General features: G+C 68.4%; 19 protein-coding genes. 14 read left to right on the top strand and 5 right to left on the bottom strand.

The window, feature by feature from the left end; genetic code table 11:
- Positions 1–167: 167 nt before the first annotated feature.
- On the top strand, positions 168–2,195 hold the full coding sequence (locus IEX50_RS11940) for a hypothetical protein (protein ID WP_188699474.1): 2,028 nt from the start codon (positions 168–170) through the stop codon (positions 2,193–2,195).
- Positions 2,196–2,229: 34 nt separating this feature from the next.
- A complete protein-coding gene (epsE, locus tag IEX50_RS11935; protein WP_157176119.1) occupies positions 2,230–3,453 on the top strand; it encodes an exopolysaccharide biosynthesis GT4 family glycosyltransferase EpsE in 1,224 nt (407 codons plus the stop codon).
- A 15-nt stretch (positions 3,454–3,468) separates the two neighbouring features.
- On the opposite strand, the gene IEX50_RS11930 is transcribed toward epsE, so the two are convergent.
- The gene (locus IEX50_RS11930; RefSeq protein ID WP_229673948.1) at positions 3,469–4,341 is read right to left on the bottom strand and encodes a WecB/TagA/CpsF family glycosyltransferase; all 873 of its coding nucleotides are present in this window, start codon (positions 4,339–4,341) and stop codon (positions 3,469–3,471) included.
- A 344-nt stretch (positions 4,342–4,685) separates the two neighbouring features.
- Between IEX50_RS11930 and IEX50_RS11925 the strand changes: the two genes are divergently transcribed.
- The 6 genes from IEX50_RS11925 (at position 4,686) to IEX50_RS11900 (ending at position 10,855) form a co-directional block, all read left to right on the top strand.
- Complete coding sequence (locus tag IEX50_RS11925) at positions 4,686–5,294, top strand: polysaccharide biosynthesis/export family protein (protein WP_229673946.1); 609 nt, start codon at positions 4,686–4,688, stop codon at positions 5,292–5,294.
- A complete protein-coding gene (locus IEX50_RS11920) occupies positions 5,275–6,444 on the top strand; it encodes a hypothetical protein (protein ID WP_157176117.1) in 1,170 nt (389 codons plus the stop codon). The genes IEX50_RS11925 and IEX50_RS11920 overlap by 20 nt, the downstream gene beginning before the upstream one ends.
- The gene (locus tag IEX50_RS11915) at positions 6,441–7,910 is read left to right on the top strand and encodes a GumC family protein (RefSeq protein WP_157176116.1); all 1,470 of its coding nucleotides are present in this window, start codon (positions 6,441–6,443) and stop codon (positions 7,908–7,910) included. Before IEX50_RS11920 ends, IEX50_RS11915 begins: the two co-directional genes overlap by 4 nt.
- Positions 7,911–7,980: 70 nt before the next feature.
- Entirely contained in the window at positions 7,981–8,688 is a 708-nt protein-coding gene (locus tag IEX50_RS11910) for a CpsD/CapB family tyrosine-protein kinase (RefSeq protein ID WP_157176115.1), read from the top strand.
- A 66-nt stretch (positions 8,689–8,754) separates the two neighbouring features.
- Positions 8,755–9,900, top strand: coding sequence for a DegT/DnrJ/EryC1/StrS family aminotransferase (locus IEX50_RS11905; RefSeq protein ID WP_229673943.1), 1,146 nt, complete (start codon positions 8,755–8,757; stop codon positions 9,898–9,900).
- Positions 9,893–10,855: a phytanoyl-CoA dioxygenase family protein gene (locus IEX50_RS11900; RefSeq protein WP_229673941.1), complete on the top strand. Its 963-nt coding sequence runs from the start codon at positions 9,893–9,895 to the stop codon at positions 10,853–10,855. Before IEX50_RS11905 ends, IEX50_RS11900 begins: the two co-directional genes overlap by 8 nt.
- On the opposite strand, the gene IEX50_RS11895 is transcribed toward IEX50_RS11900, so the two are convergent.
- The 3 genes from IEX50_RS11895 to IEX50_RS11885 all read right to left on the bottom strand — a co-directional run bounded on the left by IEX50_RS11895 (position 10,826) and on the right by IEX50_RS11885 (position 13,811).
- Complete coding sequence (locus IEX50_RS11895; protein ID WP_157176114.1) at positions 10,826–12,199, bottom strand: glycosyltransferase family 4 protein; 1,374 nt, start codon at positions 12,197–12,199, stop codon at positions 10,826–10,828. The genes IEX50_RS11900 and IEX50_RS11895 overlap by 30 nt on opposite strands.
- Before the next feature lie 216 nt (positions 12,200–12,415).
- Positions 12,416–12,721 carry a hypothetical protein gene (locus IEX50_RS11890; RefSeq protein ID WP_157176113.1) on the bottom strand — a complete coding sequence of 102 codons (306 nt, stop codon included), beginning with the start codon at positions 12,719–12,721 and terminating at the stop codon, positions 12,416–12,418.
- A 22-nt stretch (positions 12,722–12,743) separates the two neighbouring features.
- Positions 12,744–13,811, bottom strand: coding sequence for an MlaA family lipoprotein (locus IEX50_RS11885; protein ID WP_184075212.1), 1,068 nt, complete (start codon positions 13,809–13,811; stop codon positions 12,744–12,746).
- Positions 13,812–13,923: 112 nt separating this feature from the next.
- On the opposite strand from IEX50_RS11885, the gene IEX50_RS11880 reads away from it, so the two are divergent.
- The 5 genes from IEX50_RS11880 to IEX50_RS11860 all read left to right on the top strand — a co-directional run bounded on the left by IEX50_RS11880 (position 13,924) and on the right by IEX50_RS11860 (position 20,889).
- Entirely contained in the window at positions 13,924–14,880 is a 957-nt protein-coding gene (locus IEX50_RS11880; RefSeq protein WP_157176112.1) for an ArsR/SmtB family transcription factor, read from the top strand.
- Positions 14,877–15,824 carry a methylenetetrahydrofolate reductase [NAD(P)H] gene (gene metF / locus IEX50_RS11875; protein WP_157176111.1) on the top strand — a complete coding sequence of 316 codons (948 nt, stop codon included), beginning with the start codon at positions 14,877–14,879 and terminating at the stop codon, positions 15,822–15,824. The genes IEX50_RS11880 and metF overlap by 4 nt, the downstream gene beginning before the upstream one ends.
- Positions 15,825–15,986: 162 nt before the next feature.
- Positions 15,987–17,048, top strand: a complete 1,062-nt coding sequence (locus IEX50_RS11870; protein WP_157176110.1) for a homocysteine S-methyltransferase family protein — start codon at positions 15,987–15,989, stop codon at positions 17,046–17,048.
- A gap of 68 nt (positions 17,049–17,116) precedes the next feature.
- The gene (metH, locus tag IEX50_RS11865) at positions 17,117–19,753 is read left to right on the top strand and encodes a methionine synthase (protein WP_184075214.1); all 2,637 of its coding nucleotides are present in this window, start codon (positions 17,117–17,119) and stop codon (positions 19,751–19,753) included.
- A gap of 206 nt (positions 19,754–19,959) precedes the next feature.
- Entirely contained in the window at positions 19,960–20,889 is a 930-nt protein-coding gene (locus IEX50_RS11860) for a right-handed parallel beta-helix repeat-containing protein (protein WP_157176109.1), read from the top strand.
- A gap of 369 nt (positions 20,890–21,258) precedes the next feature.
- Here the strand turns inward: IEX50_RS11860 and IEX50_RS11855 are convergent, their stop codons facing one another.
- Entirely contained in the window at positions 21,259–22,890 is a 1,632-nt protein-coding gene (locus tag IEX50_RS11855; RefSeq protein WP_157176196.1) for an alkaline phosphatase family protein, read from the bottom strand.
- Between the two features lie 79 nt (positions 22,891–22,969).
- Here IEX50_RS11855 and IEX50_RS11850 point away from each other — a divergent pair, with 79 nt between their 5' ends.
- A complete protein-coding gene (locus tag IEX50_RS11850) occupies positions 22,970–25,018 on the top strand; it encodes a protein-disulfide reductase DsbD family protein (protein WP_373285307.1) in 2,049 nt (682 codons plus the stop codon).
- The last annotated feature ends 8 nt before the right edge of the window (positions 25,019–25,026 follow it).

Here is a 25,026-nt window from a genome sequence, read left to right as displayed (position 1 = left end):
CCTGTATTATGCCTACGCTGTTACGGACATGGTCTGTCCGGTCATGTCCGGTTATGCAGTCCGTATCGTCCGGTAAGCTGCGATCAGTCTTACGGAATTCCGATCGCGATAGAAGTGGTGCGAACGAAGTGGGGATTATCCAGCATATCGCGGCTTCCCGCCTGATCGTGATCCTTGGCCTCGGGCTGTGCTCGGTGGCCTGCGGACCGGCTGGCTCGGCGGTGGAGCCGCGGCCGCCGGCGCGTCGCGCGGTCCTGCCGATCGGGACGAACCTGGACGGGCTGGCCTACTGGAACCCCGGGCTGGCGATGATCGACCTGATGAAATCATCGAGCGGGTGGTTGCCGCAGACGGCCACCGAATATGATACCGGCGAGCCCGTCGCGCTGGACCGTGCCGGGTGGGTCATGCGGTTGCCGGGGCCGGGATCGCCGCTGCGCTACACGTCCGCGCTGCTGAACGTCATCCATGACAATCCGGCGGCGGAACCGGGCGCGCGCTACGTGGTCACCTATGCCGGGCAGGGGACGTTGGACGTCGTGGGCGTGGGCGGATCGACGACGGTATCGCGCACGCCCGGACGGATGGTGGTGCGCGCGAGCGACACGGGCAGCCTGTATCTGCGGTTGTCGGCCACTGACCCGGCCGGGCGCGGCGACTATCTGCGCGACATCCAAGTGGTGCGCGAGGCGGACGTGGCGCTCCAGGCGGCGGGGCTGACGTTCAATCCGGCATTTCTGGAAAAGGTCGCGCCGTTTGCGGTGTTGCGGTTCATGGACTGGATGGCGACTAACGTGCTGTTCGACGCGGCGGGCCGCGCGATCGAGGGAGATGCCGCGATCCGGGCGGCGCCCTGGTTGCGCTGGGCCGACCGGGCGGTGCCGACCGACCGCCGCTGGGGTGATGGCGGGCGCGGCGTGCCGGTGGAGGCGATGGTCGAGATCGCCAACCGGACGGGCGCGGAACCGTGGTTCAACATGCCGATCAACGCCAGCGACGACTACGTCCGCGGCTTTGCGACCTATGTCCGCGACCATCTGCGCCCCGACCTGGCGGTGCATGTCGAATTGTCGAACGAGGTGTGGAACCGCATGTTTCCGCAGGCCTTGTTCGCCGAGGCGAAGGCGCGTGTGCGGTTCAGCCCCGATGCGAAATGGATGCGGTGGTACGGGCTGCGCGGGGCGCAGGTGGGGGCGATCTGGAAAACGGCGTTCGGGCCGGCCGGCCGCGGGCGCGTGCGGATGACGTACAACACGCAGTTCGGGTGGAAGGGGCTGGAGGCGGACGGACTCGACGCGCCGGACTGGCAGGATGCGGCCGGGCGGCCGGCGCCGACATCAGCCGGGTACGACGACTATGCGATCACCGGCTATTACGACGGCACGATGAACGACGATGCCGCGGTGCCGGTGGTGCAGGGGTGGTGGACCGACGCGGACGGCGGGTACGGGCGGGCGATCAAGGCGCTGGCGGACCGCATCGATACCGTCAACGCACCCTTCTACCTCTACCACGCCGAACAGGCGCGGAAGCGCGGGCTGACGCTCGTCACCTATGAAAGCGGGTTCGGCGAGACGACGCCGATGTCGCAGCATGGCGACGCGACCTATACGAATTTCCTGGCACGGTTGCAGCGCCGGCCGGAGTTCCACGCGCTAGAAACGCGCAACTACCGGGCGTTCCAGGCGGCGGGCGGCGCGCTGTACGTCAATTTTGGGATCATAAGCACGCCGTCCAAATGGGGGAACTGGTCTGCGTTGGAGACGGTCAAGCAGGCCACGACGCCGCGATACCAGGCGTTACGCGACTGGATCGGGCGCAATCCGCCAAGGTCGGACGGGGCGGCGGTCGCCTATGCCGATGCACGGATCCACCGCGGCGGCCCGGCGGGCGAGACGATCGCCGGGACCGCGCACGGATACGACATTCTGATCGGCGGGGCGGGTGACGACCGCTTCGTCCCGGGTGGCGGCGCGGCGGTGCGGATCGACGGTGGGGGAGGCGACGACGTGCTGCAGCTCGGCGGCCAGCGCGCGGCCTATCGTTTCGCGGCGGCCGACGGCGGCGTGCGCGTGACGGGGCCGGCGGGCGACATGATCGTGACGCGGGTGGCGAAGGTGCGGTTCGGGGACGGCGGCGTGGTCCCGCTGTCGGCGCTGGCACCTGCGGCAAAAGCGGGGGGCGTTTCGCGGTAAAGGCAGCCGCGCGGACCGCGGGCATAAAGGCGGAATGCACAGGATCGGTTACCTCGTTCCCGAATTTCCGGGCCAGACGCACAGCTTCTTCTGGCGCGAACTGCGTGCCCTGGCGGGTATGGCGGTCGAGGCGGAGCTCGTGTCGACGCGGCGGCCGGCGCGCGGCGTCAACGCGCATGATTGGGGCGCGGAGGCGATGGCGCGGACCGTGTACCTGACCGATCGCGACGGTGCGTCGATCGGTGGGGCCGCGGCCGCGATTGGCCGGGCGTTTCCGGGCGGCTGGATACGGTGTTTGGATTCGATCCGGCGTGCCCAGGGGCTCGACCGGCGTGGTCGGATCAGGTTGATCGCACTGGCGGTGCTGGGCGGGCGGCTGGCGGCGTTGGCGCGTGCGCGCGGGTGGAGCCATGTCCATGTCCATTCCTGCGCGGACTCGGCGCATATCGCGATGTTCGCGCGGCTGCTGTCGGGGCTGTCGTACAGCCTGACCCTGCACGGCCCGCTCGGCGATTACGGGCCGAACCAGCACGAGAAATGGCGGCACACGACGTTCGCACTGATCATCACGCGGCAACTGTATGCCGCCACCGCGGCGGCGCTGGGCGAAGCGTTCCCGGTGCGCACCGGCATCGCGCCGATGGGCGTGGACCTCGACGATTTCCGGCGGACCAGCGGCTATGCGCCGTGGCGGGGCGCTGGGCCGTTGCGGATCCTGTCATGTGGGCGGCTGAACCCCGGCAAAGGTCATGCCGACCTTATCATGGCGGTCGCGATCGTCCGCGCGGCGGGGATTGATGCGCGGCTGAGCATATGCGGCGAGGATGAGGGCGGGGGCGGCGGCTACCGCCAGGTGCTGAGCGCGCTGATCGCGGACACGGGGGCGGTGGGTGTCACGTTGCTGGGTGCGGTGGACGAGCATGTCCTGCGCGGCCATCTGGAGGCGGCGCATCTCTTCGCACTCGCCAGCTTGGCCGAACCGCTGGGCGTTGCGATCATGGAGGCGATGGCGATGGAACTGCCCGTCGTGGTGACCGGCGCGGGCGGTGTCCCGGAACTGGTGGACGACGCGGTCGACGGGGTTCTGGTGCCGCCGGGCGATCCGCGGGCGATGGCGGCGCAGCTGATCGCGCTGGCGCGGGATCCGGCCCGCGCCGCAGACCTGGGCGCGGCGGGCCGGCGCAAGATCGCGGCGGGGTTCAGCAGCATGCGCGGCGCGGCGATGCTGGCGCAGATGCTGGACGGTGGACCTCCTTGAGCGCCGGCGACGGCGTCAGCGCAGGGCCCGGCTGCGTCGCCGCCAGCTGCGATAGACGTGCAGGATCAACGGGCCGTCGACCAGGTAGCGCCGCCAGAGCCGGCGCGGGTTCGACAGCAGCCGGAACAGCCATTCCAGCGCGACCTTCTGCATCGCGCGCGGCGCGCGGCGCTGCCGACCGGTCAGGAAATCCAGGCTGGCCCCGACGCAGAACCCGATGCCGATCGCGAGGCCGAGCTTGGCGACGCGGTAGGCGATCATCTCCTGCTGCGGCGATCCGACCGCAAGGAAGCTGTAACGCGCGCGGGTGGCGACGAGGAAATCGACCGCGCGGGCGGCATCGGCCGGGCTTTCGATGAATCCCATGCTGGGCACATGGTGAAAGACGTTGGTTAGGCCATAGCGCGCACAGAGATCGTCGACCGTGGCGGCATCACCGCCGAGGATCGCGATCCTGTCGTCGGGCGCGATGACGGTGTTGAACAGCGCGCTGGTCAGATCACTGCCCGGCATGACCGGCAGGCGCAGGCCGGTGCGCGCGGCCAGCCGCGCGAGGATCCGGCTGTCGCACAGCGTCATCCAGGCATGACGGTAGGCGGGCCAGAGATCGGACCGCAGATGCTGGATGCGGACCACATGGTCGACATTCGGCGTTACGACATAAGCAAAGGGGGCGTCGGGCGCGCGCGCCGCGATCTGCCCCATGATGCCGTCCTGCGTGCCGAGCTGGAACCTGAAATCCATGAAGTTCGCGGTCGAACCGAGCGCCGGGACCGCGCGCACCGGCGGCGGGAGCACCGGGGATGGGGACGTCGGCATCGCGAAAGGGGCGGGCGACGGTTCGCGATCGAGCAGATCGGCGTCGATGGTTTCAAGACGTTGCAGCACAGGTGACCTCCCGCTTCGGCGCGTTCGGAAGCCTGTCGTCGTCGCGATCCGTTTGGGTCTTGAGCAGCGTCGGTTCCGTTAAGTCGCCGGGCCGGACGCTAGCCTAAAAAGCGTGTTCCGGCCGGCGTGCGGAGTGCGCGGTCGTTTCCCACCTGATCGATCGTCAGCCCGCAAATGCGGGAGGGGGGCGGCAGGTCCGAAAATGCCGCACGCCCTTATCAGACGGGCCACCTCCCGATATCCGACGGACACCGTGTCGCTAAGCTGCCCCCTGTTGGGAAAGGGGCATATTCATGGATCGCAGGAACAGTCCCGTCGCCCACTCGCGGCCGCGTTGCGCGCTCATGACGCTGGCGGCCCTGATGATCATGGGCGGGCCGAGCAGCATCGCACAGGCGCAGACGGCCATTGACGCGCCCGCACCGCGCACGGCGGCCGCGTCAGCCGAATATCGCATCAACGCCGGGGATGATCTGGACATCTATGTCTGGGGTGAGGAGCGGATGCAGCGGACGGTGCGGATCCTGCCGGACGGCACGTTCGCGATCCCGCTGGCCGGGACGATCGCCGCCATGGACCGAACTGTGGCGCAGATCGCGACCGAGATCCGCACGCGCATCGCCGGCAATTTCCGCGAGCGCGTGCCCGAGGTGACCGTGACGGTTCGCAACACCGCCGGCATGAATTTCTTCGTCGTCGGCAAGGTCCGCAACCCGGGCAGTTATGCATCCGGCCGCACGATCGACGTGGTGCAGGCGCTGAGCATGGCGGGCGGGCTGGCCGAGTTTGCCGATGCCAAGCATGCCGTGATCCTGCGCCACACCCGTAACGGTCAGGTGGTCGAGCCGATCGCGCTGACGAACGTGCTGAAGGGCGCACGGCGGCTCGATGCCGGGATGCTGCCGGATGCGCTGCCCACGCTCCGGAGCGGCGATGTCCTGGTCATTCCATGATCCGCGCCGCTGCGCCTTTGGCGGTGCGGCCGCGATCGCTCTGGTCCTGGCCAGCCCGATCGCTGCACAGACCGTATCGCGGTTGGAGACGGACATGAGCGTGTTCGCATCGCACAACCCGTTCCTGCTGCCCGGCCGGAAGCGGGGCGCATTGGGCGTGGAGGCATCGGTCCGACCCAGCATCGCGGTGCGCACCGCCGACGGATCGCGCTACGACCTGGACGCGGTGATCACCGATCGCGCGTACAGCCGGCGTTACGGCAATTTCGTGACCGGGCGGGTGAATGCGAGCGGAGAGGTTCGGCGCAGCGAATATCTGACCATCACGGCGTCGGCCGGCGTCGCGCGCGACCTAGCGGTCGACCTGCTGACCAGCAGCGTCGAGGCGGCCGCTGATCCGGGCAGTATCCGCATGGCGTATCGCGGGCGACTGTCCGCCATCATCAGTCCCGATGCCTATACGATAATCCGGCCGGAGATCGGCTACGAACGCAGCGGTTTCACCGGAACCGACCTGCTGGACGATACGCGCGCGCTGGACGCGGGGCTGGCTTATGTCCGGCGTATTGACCCGGTCACCCGGGTCGGTGTGCGCGGCGGTGCAACGTTCAGCAAGACCCGGCGTGCGTCCGACCTGTCGACACAGCGGCTCTACGGAACGATCGAACGGCAGCTGGGCGGTGGCTGGACCGCGACCGCGGAACTGGGCGCAGAGCGGAGCAGCAGCCGCACCGAAGCGGTGTTGGACGCGCCGGTCGACCAGCGGGCGCGGACCCTGCTGAGCGGCCGAGCGGACCTGTGCCGCGCATTGCCCGGTCCGGTGCTGTGCGTGCGCGGATCGCTGAACTCCGAGATCAGCGGGCTGGGCGGATTGCAGCGGCGCGCGGTCGCGGGCGCATCGTACCGGCAACGGATCGGGCGCCGCAGCGTCGTCGACCTTTCGGGCGAATATCAGCGCGCGATGATCCAGGGCGACATCGTCCCGTCGTTCGACGCGGTCCGTGCCACCGCACGCTTCGAACGCACGATCGGCAGCACACTGACCGCATCGGCGCAGGTCCAGTATCTGCGCCGCCGGCTGATCGGCGGGGAGCGGATCGGCGCTGCGTTCGGAGGCCTCCAGCTGACTTACGCGATGGACCGGCGATGATCGAGACCGAAGCCCCGCCCGCCGCCACGTTCGGCCTGAACGAGATGGCCGCGATCCTCTACCGCCGGCGTTGGTGGCTGATCGTCCCCGTCCTGCTGGGTCTCGCGATCTCGGTCGGCGCGGTCCTGTTGATGACACCCGCCTACCAGTCGTCGTCGACATTGCTGATCGCATCGCAGCAGATCCCGACGAGCGTAATGCCGGCGGCCCAGGCCAATTATGCTGATGAGCGGATCGCCAAGATCCGTCAGCAGATCATGAGCCGCGTCGCGCTTGGCCAGATCGTGTCGACGATGGGGCTGTATCCGGAGGAGCGCCGGCGGCTGCCGCTGGACAACGTCATCGCGCAGATGCGCCAGGCGATCAGCGTCGACCTGGTCGGCACGAACGGCAGTGCCGGGCCCGCGCCGAACGGCAGCACGATCGCGTTCCGACTGTCCTTCACCTACCGCGATCCGGCGCAGGCGAAGGCGGTGACGGAGCGGCTGACCGCGATGTTCCTGAATGCCGACAAGCAGTTGCGGACCGAGCAGGCGGCGGGCACGGCGTCGTTCTTGGGCCGGCGGGCGGACGAGTTGCGCGAACAGCTTGTCACGATGGCCGGCAAGCGCCGCGAGATCGAGGCGCGTTATGCCGGCGCCTTGCCCGATCAGGTGGCGATGAGCGCGCAATCGGGCGCGGGTCTGCGCGCGGAGGTGTCGCGGATCGACGCCGAGCAGCAGGGCTTGCAGCAGCAGAACGGCCTGCTTGCCGCGCGCGGTCAGGAGATTGCCGCGACGCCGCGACAGGGGACCGAGGCGCTGCGCCGCGCAGAAGAGCGGCTGAACCAGTTGAGCAGCGTTTATGCCGATGATTTCCCCGACGTTATCGCGGCGCGCGAAGCGGTGGCGCGGCAGGCGGAACTGGTCCGTAGCCAGCCGGCACCGGCCGGGGGCGGCGCGATCGCGGCGGAAGTGGCCGCGGGCCGGTCGCGGATCGGGATGCTGGCGGAGCGGCGTTCGGGCCTCGTCCGGTCGATATCGGGGATGGAACACAAGACCTCGCTCGCCCCCCAGGCCAGCTACGAACTGAATAACCTGGAGCGCGACTATACCAGTCTGCAGATGCGGTATCAGGACATCCGCGAAAAGCAGCTGGAGGCGCAGGTCGCCGCCAACCTCCAGTCGGAGGACAAGGGGGAGCGGTTCTCGGTCGTGGACGCGCCCAGCCTGCCCAACGATCCGCTCGGTCCGGACCGCCTGACACGGATCGCCGCCGGAATTGTCGCGGGGCTGGGGGCCGGGATGGTCGCGCTGCTCGCGTGGGAGATCCTGACCGGCGCGATCCACGGCGAGGGCGGGGTAATCCAGTCGATGGGCGCGTTGCCGCTCGTCTCCGTGCCGGTGCTGCGAACCGGCAACCGCAGTGGCGTGGCCACCGGCGTCGTCCGCCTGTTGACCCCGTGGAGGTCCCATGAACCGGTCTGATGTCCTCCAGATGACGGCCGAGCCAACCGTGCCACACGACCGTCCGGTCGGTCGGGTCAGGCCGGATTGCATGCCGACGGAAGCGGTGGTGCTGAACCGGGCCCTGCTGGCCGAGTCGGGCGTGTTCGGTTTCGCCCCGCTCGATATCCGGTCACGCAGCTTCATCCTGCTGCGGTCGCAGATCCTCCACCGGTTCCACCGGCCGGGGGGGCGCATTCTGGCGGTGACGTCGACGCAGCCGGAAAACGGCAAGACGTTCGTCACGGCGAACCTGGCGGCGGCGCTCAGCCTTATCCATCCGACCGTGCTGGTCGATTTGGACCTGCGGCGCCCGCGGCTGGCCGGGCGGTTCGGGATCACGCCGTCGAGCGGTATCGACGATTATCTGGACGGAACCGCGGCATGGCCGTCGACCGGGACGCGCATTGCCGGGGCCGACCTGACGATCCACGGCGCACGTGAGTCGCGCGCCGACAGCGCGAGCCTGCTGGCCGCGCCGCGGCTGGCGGTGTTCCTGACCGCGATCCGGAACCATCCGGCGCAACCGATCTGTATTGTCGATACGCCGCCGGTGCTGGTGCTGGACGACATCATGCTGATCGCGCGCAACGTCGATGCGGTGCTGATGATCGTCGAGGAAGGCCGCACGCGCGGCAGCGACATCGCACAAGCTCTGCGCATCCTCAGCCCCACACCGGTGATCGGATCGGTGCTGAACAAATCGCTGACGGGACGATCCGTCCGCAACATGGACGGATATTATTATGACAAGGGATGATCGCCTCGACCCCGGACCGCGCCATGCGGCGCCCAGCCATGCCGATATCGCACGTTGGTGGGCGGCATGACCGCCGCGGGCCAGATCGCGCTGCCGACACCGGCAGCCCCATCGAACGTGATGCTGGTGACGCAGCCGTTCATGCCGCCGCTGGACGAATATGTCCCGTATCTGGAGGAAATCTGGAAACGCAAATGGCTGACCAACAGTGGTGCGATGCACGAGGAGCTGGAGGCGCGGCTCGCCGCCTATCTGGACGTGCCGCATCTGTCGCTGGTGTCGAACGGCACGGTCGCGCTGTGGCTGGCGCTGCGCGCGCTGCGTGTCGGGGGCGAGGTGATCACGACGCCGTTCACCTTCGTCGCGACCGCGCATGCGTTACGGCTGGTGGGGGCGGTGCCGGTGTTCGTGGATGTCGATCCGATCACCGGCAACCTTGATCCCGCCGCGGTCGCCGCGGCGGTCACGCTGCGCACGACCGCGATCCTGCCGGTCCATTGTTTTGGCCAGCCGTGCGATACCACCGGGATCGCCGAGGTTGCCGCGCGCCACGGGCTGAAGGTGATCTACGACGCGGCCCACGCGTTCGGCGTCCGCGACGGTGGCGAGAGCCTGCTACGCCAGGGTGACATGGCGACGTTGAGTTTTCATGCGACGAAGGTCTTCAACACGGTTGAGGGCGGGGCGGTCGTGTCGCCGGATTACCGGACCAAGCAGCGGATCGACCAGTTGCGCAATTTCGGGTTCGTGCAGGATAGCGTGCTTCCCGAAGTGGCGCTGAACGCGAAGATGAACGAATTCCAGGCAGCGTTCGGGCTGTTGCAGCTGCGCTACATCGACCGGTCGATCGCGGCGCGCGGGGCGATCGCCGCGCGGTACCGCAGCAAGCTGGCCGACATCGCCGGGATCCGTCCGTTCCCGGTGTCGCCGAAATGGACACTCAACCACTCCTATTTTCCGATCCTGGTTGAACCGGACTATCCCGAGAGCAGGGATGCGTTGTGGATGCGGTTGCAGGGCTCCGGCATCCTGGCGCGGCGCTACTTCCACCCGCTGGTGTCGGACATGCCCTGGTATCAGGACCTGTCGTCCGCGCGGAAGCCCATGCCGAACGCGCGGCGGATCGCGGCGCAGGTGATCTGTCTGCCGATCCATCCGGAGATCACGCCGGACGATGTCGATACCATCGTGCGGATCATGACCGGTGGTTGAGACGCGTCGGGCGGCGATGGCCCGTCTGCGTGACCTGCCGGCCCGGACCGCGTTGCGGCTGATGAACCTGGCACCCGTCCGGCGGATGATGGGGCCGCGCTACGATGCCGCGGTCGACGCGTTCCGGCCGAAACGGCCGCGACTGCACGGGATCGATGCGCAGATCGTAGCTGGACTGGAGCGCGACGGCATCGCGATGGTGCCGATCGCGGCGCTCGGGCTGTCCGGGTCGGATGCCATGCTGGCGCGTGCGACGGAACTGGCGGACGCGCACGCCGACGAGGCGCACCGTCGGATCGCTGCGGGGGCGGTGTTCAACGTGGTGCCGGCGCCGCAGATGATGACGGCGCCCAACCTGTTTACCTGGGGCTTGTCGGATCGGCTGCTCGACATCGCCGAAACCTATATCGGGTTGCCGGCGGCGTATGACGGGGTGTGCATCAACTATACGGTCGCGGACGGGCGCGAGATTTCGACACGCAAGTGGCATCGCGACTGGGAAGACCGCCGCATGCTGAAGATCGCGGTCTATCTGAACGATGTCGACGGGGCGGGCGGGCCGTTCGAGATGATCGCGCGGTCGGACTCGCGCCAGAACGATGCGGGCGGGTTCCGTTACGCACTGTCGTCCGACCGCGAACTGGTGGAACTGCTCGGCGCCGACTACGCAGCGGACATCGTGTCGTGCGAAGGGCCGGCCGGAACCGTCGTGTTCACTGATACGGCGCGCTTCTTCCACCGCGGGCGGCCGGCGGTGGCGCGGGATCGCAAGGCGATCTTCTACAGCTATTTTGCGCAGCGGCCGCGACACCCGTTTCTGTGCGAACGGACCGGGCTGTCGCGGCGCGACATCAAGCAGCTGTCCGTCGGGCTGCCGCCGCGCCAGCTGACCAGCGCGCTCTGGTGGCGGCAGGTCCCGCTTCTCCTACGGATGATTCCGCCGGCGAGTATCTGAACGCGGCGGGGCCAACGCGGCGCGCAGCAGGGTGGCGAGGCGGCCGGCGTTGACGTCGCCGTCGTGATCGCGCCGGACCCGCGCGCGGCCGCATGTCGCCATCGCCCGCAGCGCGACGGGCGAGGCGGAAAGGGCGGCGTCCATTGCCGTGGTGAGCGCCTCGACGGATCCGGCGGGGATCAGCCAGCCGCAGTCGTCGTCCACCAGTTCGGGAATCCCCGCGATCGCGGTGGCTATGACGGGGCGTTCCATCGCGAGTGCTTCCATCAGCACGACAGGCAACCCTTCGGCGAAGCTGGGCAGGACGAGCGAGCGGGCGCCCAGGATCTCAGCGCGCACGGCCGCTGCATCGCGCCAGCCGAGCAGGCAAACGACCCGGCCGAGACCGCGTGCGGCGATGGCATCGTCGAGCGCGGCACGCAGTTCGCCGTCGCCGACGATGCGGAGCTGGAACTTGCGACCGCGTGCGAGGAGGGCGGCGGCGGCGTCGAGCAGCAGTGGGATGCCCTTTTGCGCGCTCAAGCGCGCGACGCAGACGAGGACGGTGGACGCAGTCGGGCCTTCAATCGTGCGGCGTGAGCTCCACCACTCGCCGCGCAGGCCGCAGCGGACGACGTGGAGCTTGGACCAGTCGGCGGGTGCCGCCCACCGCATCAGCTGTGCCCGGCCATAGTCCGACACGGCTGCCACGAAGGCCGCGTCGGCGATCTTTTCGCGCAGCCGCCACGCGACGGGCGCGTCATATTCATCCGGCCCGTGGACGGTCATGCTGTAACTTAGCCCGGCGATGCGGTTGGCCAGCCAGGCGACGGTGGCAGGGTTCGTCCCAAAATGGACATGGACGTGCCTGACGGCGTGCGCGTCCGCGATGGCGACGAGCCGGCATGCCTCCGCCAGACAGGCGAGCGAGCGGACCGGCGTGAGCCATGCGGCGCGGGCGGCGAACAGCGTCGCGGTGGCGCTGAGGAGATTGCGGGGATTGCGGCGGAGCTGGCGCAAGACGGCAGCGATTAGCGGGCCGGTGTCATGGTCGAGCAGTCGCTGGGTGCGATCGGCCTCGGTCCGGTCGTCGGCATCGACGAGCGGATCGGCCGGCGGGCGGATCGTGATGCGGACGACCGCGAACCCCTGTGCCTCCAGCGCCGCGATCTCGGTGCGGATGAAGGTGTGGCTGGGTTTGGGGTAGACGTTGGTGAAATAGGCGATCGTCGGGATGGTCGCCGCCGGAGGTTCCGTCGCGACATCCGCGGTTGGCCCGGCCGGTTGCGCCTCGCGCTTCGATTGCAGCTCGAGCAGGCGCTGTTCGGTGCCTGAACGAGTATCGTGAAACCGGGTGTCCGACATGGGAAGCGTTTCTTAAGCCGTTGGCAACGGCCGTGATTGCCCGGTCCCGTCAGGCGATCCTATGCGTCTTTCCCACCCCCGGTTTTACCGCTGTAGCTCATCGGACCGCTCGTTCGAGGATGGAGATGTACGGTCCCGCCCTCTGAAACGGCGAAGCAGTCATTCTTGGAACCGCCGCCGCGTCACGGACGACACGGCGGCGGTGCAGGGCGTCGATTACATGCTGTTGTCGACGGCCTCCGCGCCGTTGGCGAGCGCGGCACCGGTGCGGTCGGCTTCGGCATCGGCCTTGTCGATCACGTTCTCGGTCGCGGCGCCGAGTGCGGCGGCACCGTTGTCGATGCTCGACCCGGCCGCGTCGAGCGCGTTCGACGTGTCGGCCGTCGCTTCGGACGCGGTTGCGTTGATGTCGGCGGAGATCGCGTTGGCGGCCTGGCCGGCTTCGTTCTGCGCGGTGGGGCTGCAGGCCGCCACGGTCAGTGCGGACAGCAGGATCGTCGTGGCGAAAACGGTCTTCTTCATGGCGGGTCCTTCCCCAATATGGTCAGTTGACAACATAGGTTGATGCTGGCCGGTTCCATGCGATGGGCTGCGGCTTGATGGCTGCTGCACCGGACTGCGGCACGGTCGCGTCGGCGGGCGGCGTGGCGCCCGTGGCGGGATCGGTGCCGGGGTCGTCGGCGAGGAAGGGATCCGGCGCGATGTCGCCGGCCGGGGCCGGACTGCTGATCGGCGCGGCCGCCGACGAGTTGGTCGCGTTCGCGCCGATTGCGGGGCCGTCGTCCTGGTTGGCGAGCGCGGCGGTGCGGCGCTGCCAGAAGGCGGAGCGGGCGGCGGCGTAGGGATCGAGGCTGGACGCCAGGAAGCTGTCCGCGCCGCTTTCGGTTAGGTTCGCGCGCGCGTTGACCAGCGAGACGATGCCGATGCCGCGTTTCGTCCAGAGCGACAGATCCGTCTGGTTCAACGCGATCTGGTACGGATCGGCGACGAACGCGACGCCGGTGCCGATGCCGTCGCGCACCGTCGACGGGCCGAAGACGGGCAGCACGACATAGGCGCTGTTCTTGATCCCCCATGCGGCCAGCGTCTGACCGAAATCCTCCGGTGCCGGGCGGATGCCGATCTTCGTCGCGTGATCGGCGAGGCCGCCGACTCCGATCGTCGTGTTGACGACGAAGCGGCGAAGATTGCGGAGCGCGCGCTTCGGCTTGGCCTGAAGCATGTTGTTCACGAACGACCAGGGTTCGCCGAGATTGTTGAAGACCCGCGTGATCCCGCGGCGGGCGACGCGTGGAATGACCGCGCGGTAACCGGACGACACGGGTTTCAGGATGATCCGATCGATGAACTGGTTGAAGCCCCAGATGCCGCGGTTCAGCTTTTCATAGCGATCGCGCGGTTCGGGAGCGGCAGCGAGGCCATCCGCCGCGAATCCGGCATCGGCCGCTGTGGAGTCGGGGGCCGTCAAGGTCGTCGTCGCGGTGACCGGAGCCTGCGGCTGCGCGACGGACGCCGGCGCGGCGGCGGCCGGGCGGGTGGTCTGCGCCACGGCGACTGTCGAGACCCCGCCGAGCAAGAAAGCGACCGAGCAGGTCGCGATGGCTGTACGCATAACTATATCCGATCCGGGCGTTCTATTGCCCTGCCGGGCGGGTGCCACAGCCGCCCCGAGCGCACAAGGCGCTTGCGCTGATATAAAGATATCTTTATGTCCTTATATCAATATGACGATCCCTCTCGATATCTTCCGCGCACTGGCGGATCCGACCCGGTTGCGGATCGTGACGCTGCTGCGTGCGATGGAGCTGTCGGTGGGTGAACTCGCGCAGGTGCTGGGGCAAAGCCAGCCGCGCGTGTCCCGCCACGTGAAGATCCTGACCGATGCCGGCCTGGCCGATCGCCGCAAGGAAGGCGCCTGGGTGTTCGTGGCGCTGGGCGACCGGGCAATGGTCGAGCCGTTGCTGATCGCGGCGGACGCCTGGGCGGATCGCGACGATCACGAGGCGACGGTCGATCTGGACCGGCTGGCTGCGGTACGTGCGGACCGCGCCGTCGCGGCGCAGGCATGGTTCGCGGAACATGCGGTCGAATGGGACGAAATCCGGTCGATGCATGTCGCCGAGAGCGAGGTCGAGGCGGCTACTGTGGCGATGCTGACCGAGGGCGGCGTCGGTCGGCTGGTCGATATCGGCACGGGTACTGGTCGCATGATCGAACTGCTCGCGCCCCTATCGCTGCGCGCGACCGGCGTGGATCGCAGCCCGGAAATGTTGCGGATGGCGCGGTCGAAGCTGTCCGACGCGGGGCTGGGCAATGTCGAGCTGCGGCAGGGGGACATGTATGCGCTGCCGCTGGCGCCCGCATCCGCCGACACCGCGATCCTGCATCAGGTGCTGCATTATGCGCAGCAGCCGGGCGCGGTGATCGCGGAGGCCGCGCGGTTGCTGGCACGTGGCGGACGCCTGCTGATCGTCGATTTCGCGCGGCACGAGCGCGAGGAACTGCGCCAGCGGGCCGCGCATGTCCGGCTGGGATTCGACGATGCGCAGCTGGCGAAATGGTTCGCCGCGGCCGGACTGGTCCTGGACGACGTGCAGGAACTGGCCGGTGGAACGTTGACCGTGAAATTATGGCTGGGCCGCAAGACGCCCGGTGCCCTGCCCGAGAGGATCGCCGCATGACATTGTCCGTGACCGAACTGGAAGAGGCGCGTTGCGCGCTGGATGCCCCGCTGTTCGCCGACCTGGCGGGCGACGCGAAGGTGTCGTTCGAATTCTTCCCGCCCAAGACGGAGAAGATGGAGATCGCGCTGTGGAACGCGATCTCGACGCTGCTGCCGCTGAAGCCGGACTTCGTTTCGGTGACCTACGGCGCGGGCGGGTCGACGCGCGAGCGGACGCATGCGACCGTCGCGCGGATCGCGTCCGAGACCGACACTCCGGCCGCCGCGCACCTGACCTGCGTCGATGCGTCGAAGGACGAGATCGCGGAGGTGGCGCGGGCCTATTGGGACGCGGGCGTGCGGCATATCGTGGCGCTGCGCGGTGATCCGCCGCGCGAGGGCGAGAAGTTCGCGCCGCATGCCGATGGCTATCAGTCCGCCGCCGAGCTGGTCGCCGGGCTCAGCCGGATCGCGCCGTTCGAGATTTCGGTCGCGGCCTATCCCGAGATGCACCCGGAGGCGACCTGCGCCGATACCGATATCGACAATCTGAAGCGCAAGATCGATGCTGGCGCGACGCGGGCGATCACGCAGTTCTTCTTTTCGCCCGACGCCTTCTTCCGGTTCCGGGACCGCGCGACGGCGGCCGGGATCACGGCCGATCTGCTGCCTGGCATCCTGCCCGTGTCGAACGTGGCGCAGACGCGCAAGTTCGCCGCGATGTGCGGCGCGGCGATCCCGCCGTGGATGGACCGGCTGTTCGACGGGCTGGACGATCATCCGGCGACGCGCCAGCTTGTCGCGGCGACGGTGGCGGCCGAGATGTGTCGCAAGCTGTATGCCGGCGGCGTGCGCGACCTGCACTTCTACACGCTCAACCGGGCGGAACTGGCCTATGCAATCTGTCACCTGCTCGGCAAGCGGCCGGTGGTTGGCGAGCGGGCGCTGGAGCTGGCGGCTTAAGGCTGGCCTGACCCCCAACCCGTTTGGTTCGAGCCTGTCGAGAACCCTGCACGAGGTTCTCGACAGGTTCGAACCGAACGGGACCTGGGTCCGCGGCGAGTTCTCGACAAGCTCGAACCAAACGGCGTTTAGGTGCCATTTGATGATTGAAGGTGTTTCACGATGACGCTCACCCCCTCTACCGCCGCCGTCCGGTTTCGTGAACAGGCGGCGGACCGCGTGCTGATCACCGATGGTGCGTTCGGGACGATGATCCAGAATTATGGTTTGCAGGAAGCCGACTATCGCGGCGACTACGACCTGTCGCTCGACCAGAAGGGCAATAACGACTTGCTCGTGCTGACGCGGGCGGACGTGATCGATGCGATCACGCGGGCGTATCTGGATGCCGGGTCGGACATCGTGTCGACCAATACGTTCAACGCGAACACGATCAGCCAGGAAGATTATGGCGCGGTGCACCTGGTGCGCGACATGAATCTGGCGGCGGCTGGCATCGCGCGCAAGGCGGCGGACGAGTATCAGGCGCGCGACGGGCGGCCACGCTTCGTCGCGGGCGCGATCGGGCCGACGAACAAGACGCTGTCGCTGTCGCCCGACGTCAACGATCCGGGTTTCCGCGCGGTCGATTTCGACACGATGAAGGACGTCTATGCCAACCAGGCGGAGGCGTTGCTCGACGGCGGATGCGACTTCATCCTGATCGAGACGATCTTCGACACGCTGAACGCCAAGGCGGCGATCATGGCGGTGATCGAGGTGTCCGAGCGGCGCGGCGTCGAGGTTCCGGTCATGATCTCCATGACGATCACCGACATGTCGGGGCGCAACCTGTCGGGCCATTCGGTCGAGGCGTTCTGGTACACGGTGCGCCATGCGCGGCCGCTGACGATCGGGCTGAACTGCGCGTTCGGGGCGGACCTGCTGCGGTCGCATGTCCAGGTGATCTCCGGGATCGCCGACGCGCTGGTTATGGTCTATCCGAACGCCGGACTGCCCAACGACCTGGGCGAATATGACGAGCAGCCGGAGACGACGGGCGAGTTCATTCGCGAATGGGCGGAGGGGCAGCTGGTCAACGTGGTCGGCGGATGCTGCGGTTCGACGCCGGGCCATATCGCGGCGATGGCGGCCGCGGTGAAGGGGCATGCCCCGCGACAGGTGCCGAACCTGAAGGTGAAGACGACGCTGGCGGGTCTCGATCCCATGATCCTGGCAGCATAGACGTAGGCGCAACTGTTTCACCTAGCCCCCGGCCTGCGCCGGGGCGCTGGCCAAGTAAGGTAATCGACGTGGCGACCGCACCCCTGATCCCCGAAGACGACGAGACCCCGGTCGTGGCGTCGGCCAACTTCGTCAATATCGGCGAGCGGACCAACGTGACCGGCTCGGCGCGGTTCAAGAAGCTCGTCATGGCGGGCGACTATACCGCGGCGGTCGAAGTCGCCCGGCAGCAGGTCGAGTCCGGCGCGCAGGTCGTCGACGTCAACATGGACGAGGGGCTGCTCGACGCGGAGGTGGCGATGACCACTTTCCTCAAGCTGATCGCCGCCGAACCCGACATCGCGCGCGTGCCGGTGATGGTCGACAGTTCCAAGTGGAGCGTGATCGAGGCAGGGCTGAAGTGCGTGTCCGGCAAGCCGATCGTGAATTCGATCAGCATGAAGGAGGGCGAGGAAGAGTTCCTGAAATATGCCCGCAAGGTCATGGCGTACGGCGCGGCCGTGGTCGTCATGGCGTTCGACGAGGTGGGGCAGGCCGACACGCGCGCGCGCAAGGTCGAGATCTGTTCGCGGGCCTATGACCTGCTGGTCGGGATCGGGTTCGATCCGCAGGACATCATCTTTGATCCCAACATTTTCGCGATCGCGACCGGGATCGACGAGCATCGCCGCTATGCGATCGATTTCATCGAGGCGTGCCGCGATATTCGCGTGCGTTGCCCGCATGCCCATATCTCGGGCGGCGTGTCGAACCTGAGCTTCTCGTTCCGCGGGAACGAGCCGGTGCGGCGCGCGATGCATAGCGTGTTCCTGTACCACGCCATCCAGGCGGGGATGGACATGGGCATCGTCAATGCCGGCCAGCTCGACGTGTACGACGCGATCGATCCGGAACTGCGCGAGGCGTGCGAGGACGTCATCTGGGACCGGCGCGAGGATTCGACCGAGCGGATGATCGCGCTGGCCGAGAAGTTCCGCGGGACCGATGCGGTGGCCGAGAAGGCGGCGGCCGAATGGCGCGGCTGGGACGTGGTCAAGCGGCTGGAACATGCGCTGGTCAAGGGCATCGACGCGCATGTCGTGGACGATACCGAGGAGGCGCGGCAGCTGTACGCCCGGCCGATCGAGGTGATCGAGGGGCCGTTGATGGACGGCATGAACGTGGTCGGCGACCTGTTCGGATCGGGCAAGATGTTCCTGCCGCAGGTCGTGAAATCGGCCCGCGTGATGAAGAAGGCGGTCGCCCACCTGCTGCCCTACATCGAGGCGCAGAAGGAGCCGGGCGCGCGCGCCAAGGGCCGCATCATCATGGCGACCGTGAAGGGCGACGTGCACGATATCGGCAAGAACATCGTCGGCGTCGTGTTGCAGTGCAACGGCTACGAAGTGATCGACATGGGCGTGATGGTGCCGTGGGTCGACATCCTGAAATGCGCCGCGGACAACGATGTCGACATGATCGGGCTGTCGGGCCTCATCACGCCGTCGCTGGACGAAATGGTGACGGTGGCGGTCGAGATGGCGCGCAAGGGCATGACGATGCCGCTGCTGATTGGTGGGGCCACGACGTCGAAGGTCCACACCGCGCTGCGCATCGCGCCGGTCTATGACGGACCGGTGGTGCATGTGCTGGACGCGAGCCGCGCGGTGGGCGTGGCGTCGACGCTGATGTCCGATACGCAGCGCGACGGCTTCGTCGAGCGGACCGCAGCGGAATATGAGGCGGTGCGCGTCGCGCGGGCGAGCAAGGGGCAGAATGCGCTGACCCCGCTTGCCGAGGCGCGGGCCAATGGCTTCGTCGCCGATTTCACGCAGAAGCCGGGTGCGCCGCTGAAGCCGGGGACGCATGTGTTCGCCGACTGGCCGCTGGAGGATCTGCGCGACTATATCGACTGGACGCCGTTCTTCCGCGCGTGGGAGCTGGCGGGCAATTATCCCGCGATCCTGCAGGATCCGATCGTCGGCGAAAGCGCGCGCGGCCTGTGGGAGGATGCGCAGGCGATGCTCGACCGGATTATCGCGGAGAAGTGGCTGACCGCAAAGGGTGTCGCGGCGCTGTGGCCGTGCCGGCGCGACGGCGACGATATCGTGGTGCAGACCGAAGACGGCGACGTGCCGTTCGCGATGCTGCGCCAGCAGATCGCGAAGCGCAGCGGGCGGCCGAACATGTGCCTAGCCGATTTCGTCGATCCGGCGGGCGACTGGATCGGCGGGTTCGCGGTGACCGCGGGCCACGGGATCGACGAGCATCTCGCCGGGTTCAAGGCGACGCACGACGACTATCAGGACATCCTGCTGAAGGCGCTGGCCGACCGGTTGGCCGAGGCGTTCGCGGAGCGGCTGCACAAGCATGTCCGCACCGACCTGTGGGGCTATGCCACGGGCGAACAGCTGACCAACGAGGCGCTGGTGAAGGAGCAGTATCGCGGCATCCGGCCGGCGCCGGGGTATCCCGCGTGTCCGGACCACAGCCTGAAGCCGGCGTTGTTCGACCTGCTGAAGGCAACCGATGCGACGGGAATCACGCTGACCGAGAGTTTCGCGATGCTGCCGACGGCCGCGGTTTCGGGGTTCTACTTCGGGCATCCGGACAGCGAATATTTTGGTGTGGCGCGGATCGGGCGGGACCAGCTGGAGGATTATGCCGCGCGGCGCGGGGTGGATATCGAGACGGCGGAGCGCTGGGTGCGGCCGAACCTCGACTAGTCGCCGCTTCCGTTCGGTTCGAGCCTGTCGAGAACTACGGCAGCACGACGATGTCGATCCCTTCTCGATACGCCGTCCCGACAGGCTCGACGGCTACTCGAAGCGAACGGAGTGTTTGGGGGCAGGGCATTTGACCGGTCCCATATCGGGTCGCGTAGCGCGGAAAGCGGCTCGACTTCCGCGCGGTCGGCGGCATAGTCCGGCCTATGAAAAAGCTGATCCTTGCCGCCGCCCTGCTGTCCGCCTCCGCGTTTGCGCAAGGCTCCGGTCCGTTCACCGTGGCGGAGACCGGGCGCGGGTTCTTCCGGTTGCAGGATGCGGTGAACGCGATCGGTGGGGGCGACGGGACGATCCGGATCGCGGCGGGCACGTACAAGGACTGCGCGATCGTGAGCGACGGGCGCGTGGCGTTCGCGGCCGTGACGGCGGGCACCGCGATCTTCGACGGCGGCACGTGCGAGGGCAAGGCGACGCTGGTGCTGCGCGGGCGCGACGCGGCGGTGGACGGGCTGGTGTTCCGGGGCGTGACGGTGCCGGACCATAATGGCGCGGGCATCCGGCTTGAGAAGGGCAATTTGACCGTGACGGGCACGGCGTTCCGCGACAGCGAGCAGGGGATCCTGACCACCGACGATCCGGCGCAGGTGCTGACCGTGCGGCGGTCGACCTTCTCCGGCCTCGGCACCTGCGAAGGGGCGGGCGGTTGCGCGCACGGGCTGTATACCGGCACGGGTGGGACGCTGGAGCTGACCAACAACCGGTTCGAGCGCGGGCGTGGCGGGCATTATGCCAAGGCGCGCGCGCGGCGCGTGACGATCGTCGACAACAGTTTCGACGATACGCAGGGCAAGACCACCAACTACATGATCGACCTGTCGAGCGGCTCCACCGGGCGGATCGCGGGCAACGAATTCGTGATGGGCAAGGACAAGGAAAACCACAGCGCGTTCATCACCGTGGCGCCCGAAGCGCGCACGAACCCGTCCGCGGGGCTGGTGATCACGGGCAACCGCGCGTCGCTGGCGCCGGGGGTGACCTCGCCGAGCAACTTCGTGGCGGACTGGAGCCATGAGCCGCTGAAGATCTCGGGGAACCAGCTGGGCAAGGGGATCACCTTGCTGGATGTGCGGAACTGAGGGGCTCTACAGCGTAGGCTGAGCGCGACCTCCAACCCCCGTCCATGCCGAGCGAAGTCGAGGCACGCTTTCCCCCGAGCGTAGCTGAGGGGGGTGGTGTCGGCTTCTCGACTGCGTCGAAGGGTACCTCGACTTCGCCTGGGATGGACGGGCTTGGCTGGTTGCTTACGCTCCACCCGTTTGGTTCGAGCCTGTCGAGAACGTTGCGCAGCGTTCTCGACAGGCTCGAACCGAACGAGGGTGGGGGATTGAGCGACCTCACATGACAAAGACCGTCGCGCTTGCGACCTGGACCCCGGATCAAGTCCGGGATGCCGGTCGGTTAAGAATGGTGTTCGTTCGGGGTTGCGCCCTGTCAAGAAGTAGCCGCTACCTCGCGCAGGTGTCGGCGGGGCCCGGATCCAGATCCAGACAACGCCCGTCGATCTCCGCCTTCGGCACCGGCAGGGCGATGAGCGAGGCGAGCGTCGGCAGGATGTCGACCGTCTCGACCGACAGCGGCTGTTCGAAGCCGATCATGCCGGGGCGGTAGAACAGCATCGGCACGCGGCGGTCGTAGGACCAGGGGGAGCCGTGCGTCGCGACGGTGCCGCCTTGCGTGGCGATCGGGGTGACGTGGGGCTTGAGCGCGACGAGCAAGTCGCCCGAGCGTTCGGGGTCGAAGCTGGCGCGGAAGCGGTCGGCGAGCGACCATTCCTCGACCGGGGTCGAGGTCGGGGTCGGCATGCGGCGCAGTTCGTCCGCGGTGAACACGGCGGCGACCTGCGGGCTGGCGAGGTAGCGCGCCTTGGCGGCGGCCAGCACGCGCGAGCGGAGCTCGGCGGGGATGTCGCGCGACAGGTACATGTCGCCGAACGGGCCGTCGCCGTAGAGCACGCGGCCAGTCAGCTTGAACTCCGTGGCGAGTGCTGCGCCCATCGCATCCGGAAGCAGTGCCTTGTCGACGCGGACCGCGTCCGGCACGCCGCGCGCGTGGCTCCGTTCGGGCAGGTCGGTGCCGCCATGATCGGCGGTCAGCACGACGGCATAAGGCACCTTGCGCGCGTCGAGCGCAGCCAGGATGCGGCCGACCGCATTGTCCACGCCGAGCAGCTGCGTGCACATCTCGGCGCCCTCGGTGCCGTAGCCGTGGCCGACATAGTCGGTGGCGGACAGGCCAATCGAGATGACGTCGGGGGCCGGGCCGCTGCCGAGTTTCAGCTCGCCGATCAGGCCGATGGCAAGGTCGGCGACCTCGCGGTCGAAATCGAGCGCGGTGCGGAAGCGGGCGAAATCCTCCGCCTTGCGGTCGATCAGCACGCCGACGTCGCGCGTGCCGACATGGACCGCGGCGGAATGCGACGCGCAGGCGGCGGGCAGGACCGCGCGGCCGGGGCGGGCGAGCGTCGCCAGCACGTCCGCGTTGATCCGGTTGACGGTGGCGGGCACCGCGCCGGTGCGGCCGGGCAGCGTGACGAACGACTTGCCGCCCCAATACCAGGCCTGATCGATCGCGTGGCCGCCCATCATGACGGCGGCGCGATCCTTGCCGGCGACCGAGACGACGCGGCTGGCCGGGTTGGCGGCCTTCATCCGGTCGCCGAGCGTCGGGACCTTCAGATATTGCGGCGACACGGTGTAGTTGTCCGAGCTGGAGCCGGCGACGGTCGGGTCCTCGGTGCAGTAGACTTTCTTGTCCGCGCGGGCGAGCGACAGGTCGTACCAGTTGTTCGCGATGATGCCGGTGCGGGCGGGGTGCGATCCGGTCAGGATCGTGCTGTGCCCCGGGCAGGTTTCGGTGGCGGCGTGGCTTTGATAACCCGACGGAAAGACCGCGCCGGTCGACATGCGCTTGAGCCCGGCGGTGTAGAGCGGGCGATATTCGGCGAACAGATCGGCCGAGAACTGGTCGACCGAGATGGCGACGAGCAGTTTCGGAGCCGGCTGCTGGGCCGCTGCGGGGGCGACGGCAGCCGCGGCGAGAGCGGTCGCAACGACGAAAGGCGACAAGGACACGGGCATTCTCCACAGCGCGAACGGCATGCTATAGCGCGGCGGCAGCATGTTGGGAGTGGCGATGCGCGGATCCTGTTTCCGAATCATGACATGGCTGCTGGCGCTGATCGTGCTGCCCGGTGTGGCGCAAGCGCAGTTGGGGCGGACGCAGCATATTCGCGCGAGCTTGGTTGCGGAGAGTGCCACGCCGCGCGCCGGGGCACCGGTGACGCTGGCGTTCGTGATGACGCCGGCGGCGGGCTGGCACGGATATTGGAAGAATCCGGGCGATGCGGGCGTCGAGACGCAGGCGACCTGGACGTTGCCGCGTGGGGTGAGCGCGGGGCCGATCGCCTATCCGGTACCGCAGACGCTGATCGTCGCGGGGCTGATGAACTATGTCTACGAGGGCCGCTATGCGCAGCCGCTGATGCTCACGTTGCCGGCCGGACTGGCGAAAGGCACGCGGCTGCCGATCCGGGTGCGGCTCGATTATCTGGCCTGCACGCGCGAGATCTGCGTGCCGGAGAAGGCGGAACTGGCGATCGCGCTTACCGTGGGCGACGGCGCAGTAACGCCGGCGGCGCGCGCGGCGTTCGACGGATTTCGTGCTGCGTTGCCCAAGCCGCTCGGCGGGCGGGCGCGGTTCGCGGTGGCGGGCGGGCGGTTCCGGCTGGCGGTGCCGATGCCGGCGAGTGTTCGGGTGGCCGAGCCCTATTTCTTCCCACTGACCGACGGGGTGATCGATTATGCGGCGCCCCAGCGCGTATCGCGGCGCGGCGATGCGTTGATTATCGAGACAGCCGCAAAGGGGCCGGCACCGCGGCGGATGGCCGGCGTGCTGCGGATCGGGCGGGGCAAGGGCCTGACGCTCGATGCGGTGCCGGGGACGGTGCCGGCGGCGGGTGTTGCGATCGGGGCGGCGGATGAAGGCGATGCGCCGGCCGGGTCTGGCGGGGCGGGGACGCTGCTGGCGGCGCTGGGCGGGGCGTTGCTGGGCGGGTTGCTGCTCAACATCATGCCGTGCGTGTTCCCGATCCTGAGCCTGAAGGCGTTGAGCCTGGCGCGCGGGGGCGGGGACGAGCGGAGCGTGCGGCGCGAGGCGCTGGCCTATGCCGCGGGGGTGATCCTGGTGTGTGTGGCGCTTGGCGCGATCCTGCTGGCGTTGCGCGCCGGGGGGAGTGCGGCGGGCTGGGCGTTCCAGTTGCAGGACCCGCGCGTGATCGTGGTTCTGATGCTGCTGACCGCGGCGATCGGGTTCAATCTGGCCGGACTGTTCGAGCTGCCGGCGATCTCCGGCGGCGGGGCGCTGGCGGGGAAGGGTGGCACGGGCGGTGCGTTCTGGACGGGGGCGCTGGCGGCGTTCGTCGCGACGCCGTGCACCGGACCGTTCATGGGTGCGGCGCTGGGTGCGGCGCTGGTGCTGCCGACTGTCGCGGCGCTGGCGGTGTTCGCCGGGTTGGGCCTCGGCATGGCGATCCCGTTCCTGCTGCTGGGTTATGTGCCGCGGGTGCGCGCGATGCTGCCACGGCCGGGGGCGTGGATGGACGTGATGCGGCGCGTGCTGGCGCTGCCGATGTTCGCGACCGCGCTGGGGCTGGCCTGGATCCTGGGGCGGCAGGCGGGGGTCGACGGGATGATGCTGGGGCTGGTCGCGGCGGTGATCGTTGCGATCGGGCTGTGGTGGGTCGGCGGGCGGCAGGCAGGCGGGCGGACGCGCGCGTGGTGGCCACTGGCCCCGGCGGTGGCGGCGGCCTGCGCGCTGGTCGCGGTGGTGCCGCGCGCGCCGGCGGGGGCTTCGACTGCGGTGGCTGTGGCGGACGTAAAGGCGGTGCCGTTCGATCGTGCGAAGCTGGCGGCGTATCAGGCGGCCGGGACGCCGGTGTTCGTGTATTTCACCGCGGACTGGTGCCTGACATGCAAGGTGAACGAGAAGGCGGCGATCGAGCGCGAGGCCGTGCAGACCGCGTTCGCGAAAGCCGGAATCGTGACCATGGTGGGCGACTGGACCGACGGCGACGCGGATATTTCGCGGTTCCTGGGCGAACATGGTCGGTCGGGGGTTCCGCTCTACCTGTTCGCGGGCAAGGGTGCGCCGCTGAAGGTGTTGCCGCAGGTGCTGACGCCCGGAACGCTGACCGCGCTGGCGGCATGAGGAGATCT

Source organism: Sphingomonas prati (assembly GCF_014643515.1).
Taxonomy (GTDB): domain Bacteria; phylum Pseudomonadota; class Alphaproteobacteria; order Sphingomonadales; family Sphingomonadaceae; genus Sphingomonas_R; species Sphingomonas_R prati.
The sequence above is the reverse complement of the archived record's forward strand: the minus strand, read 5'-3'. Positions and strand labels throughout refer to the sequence as shown.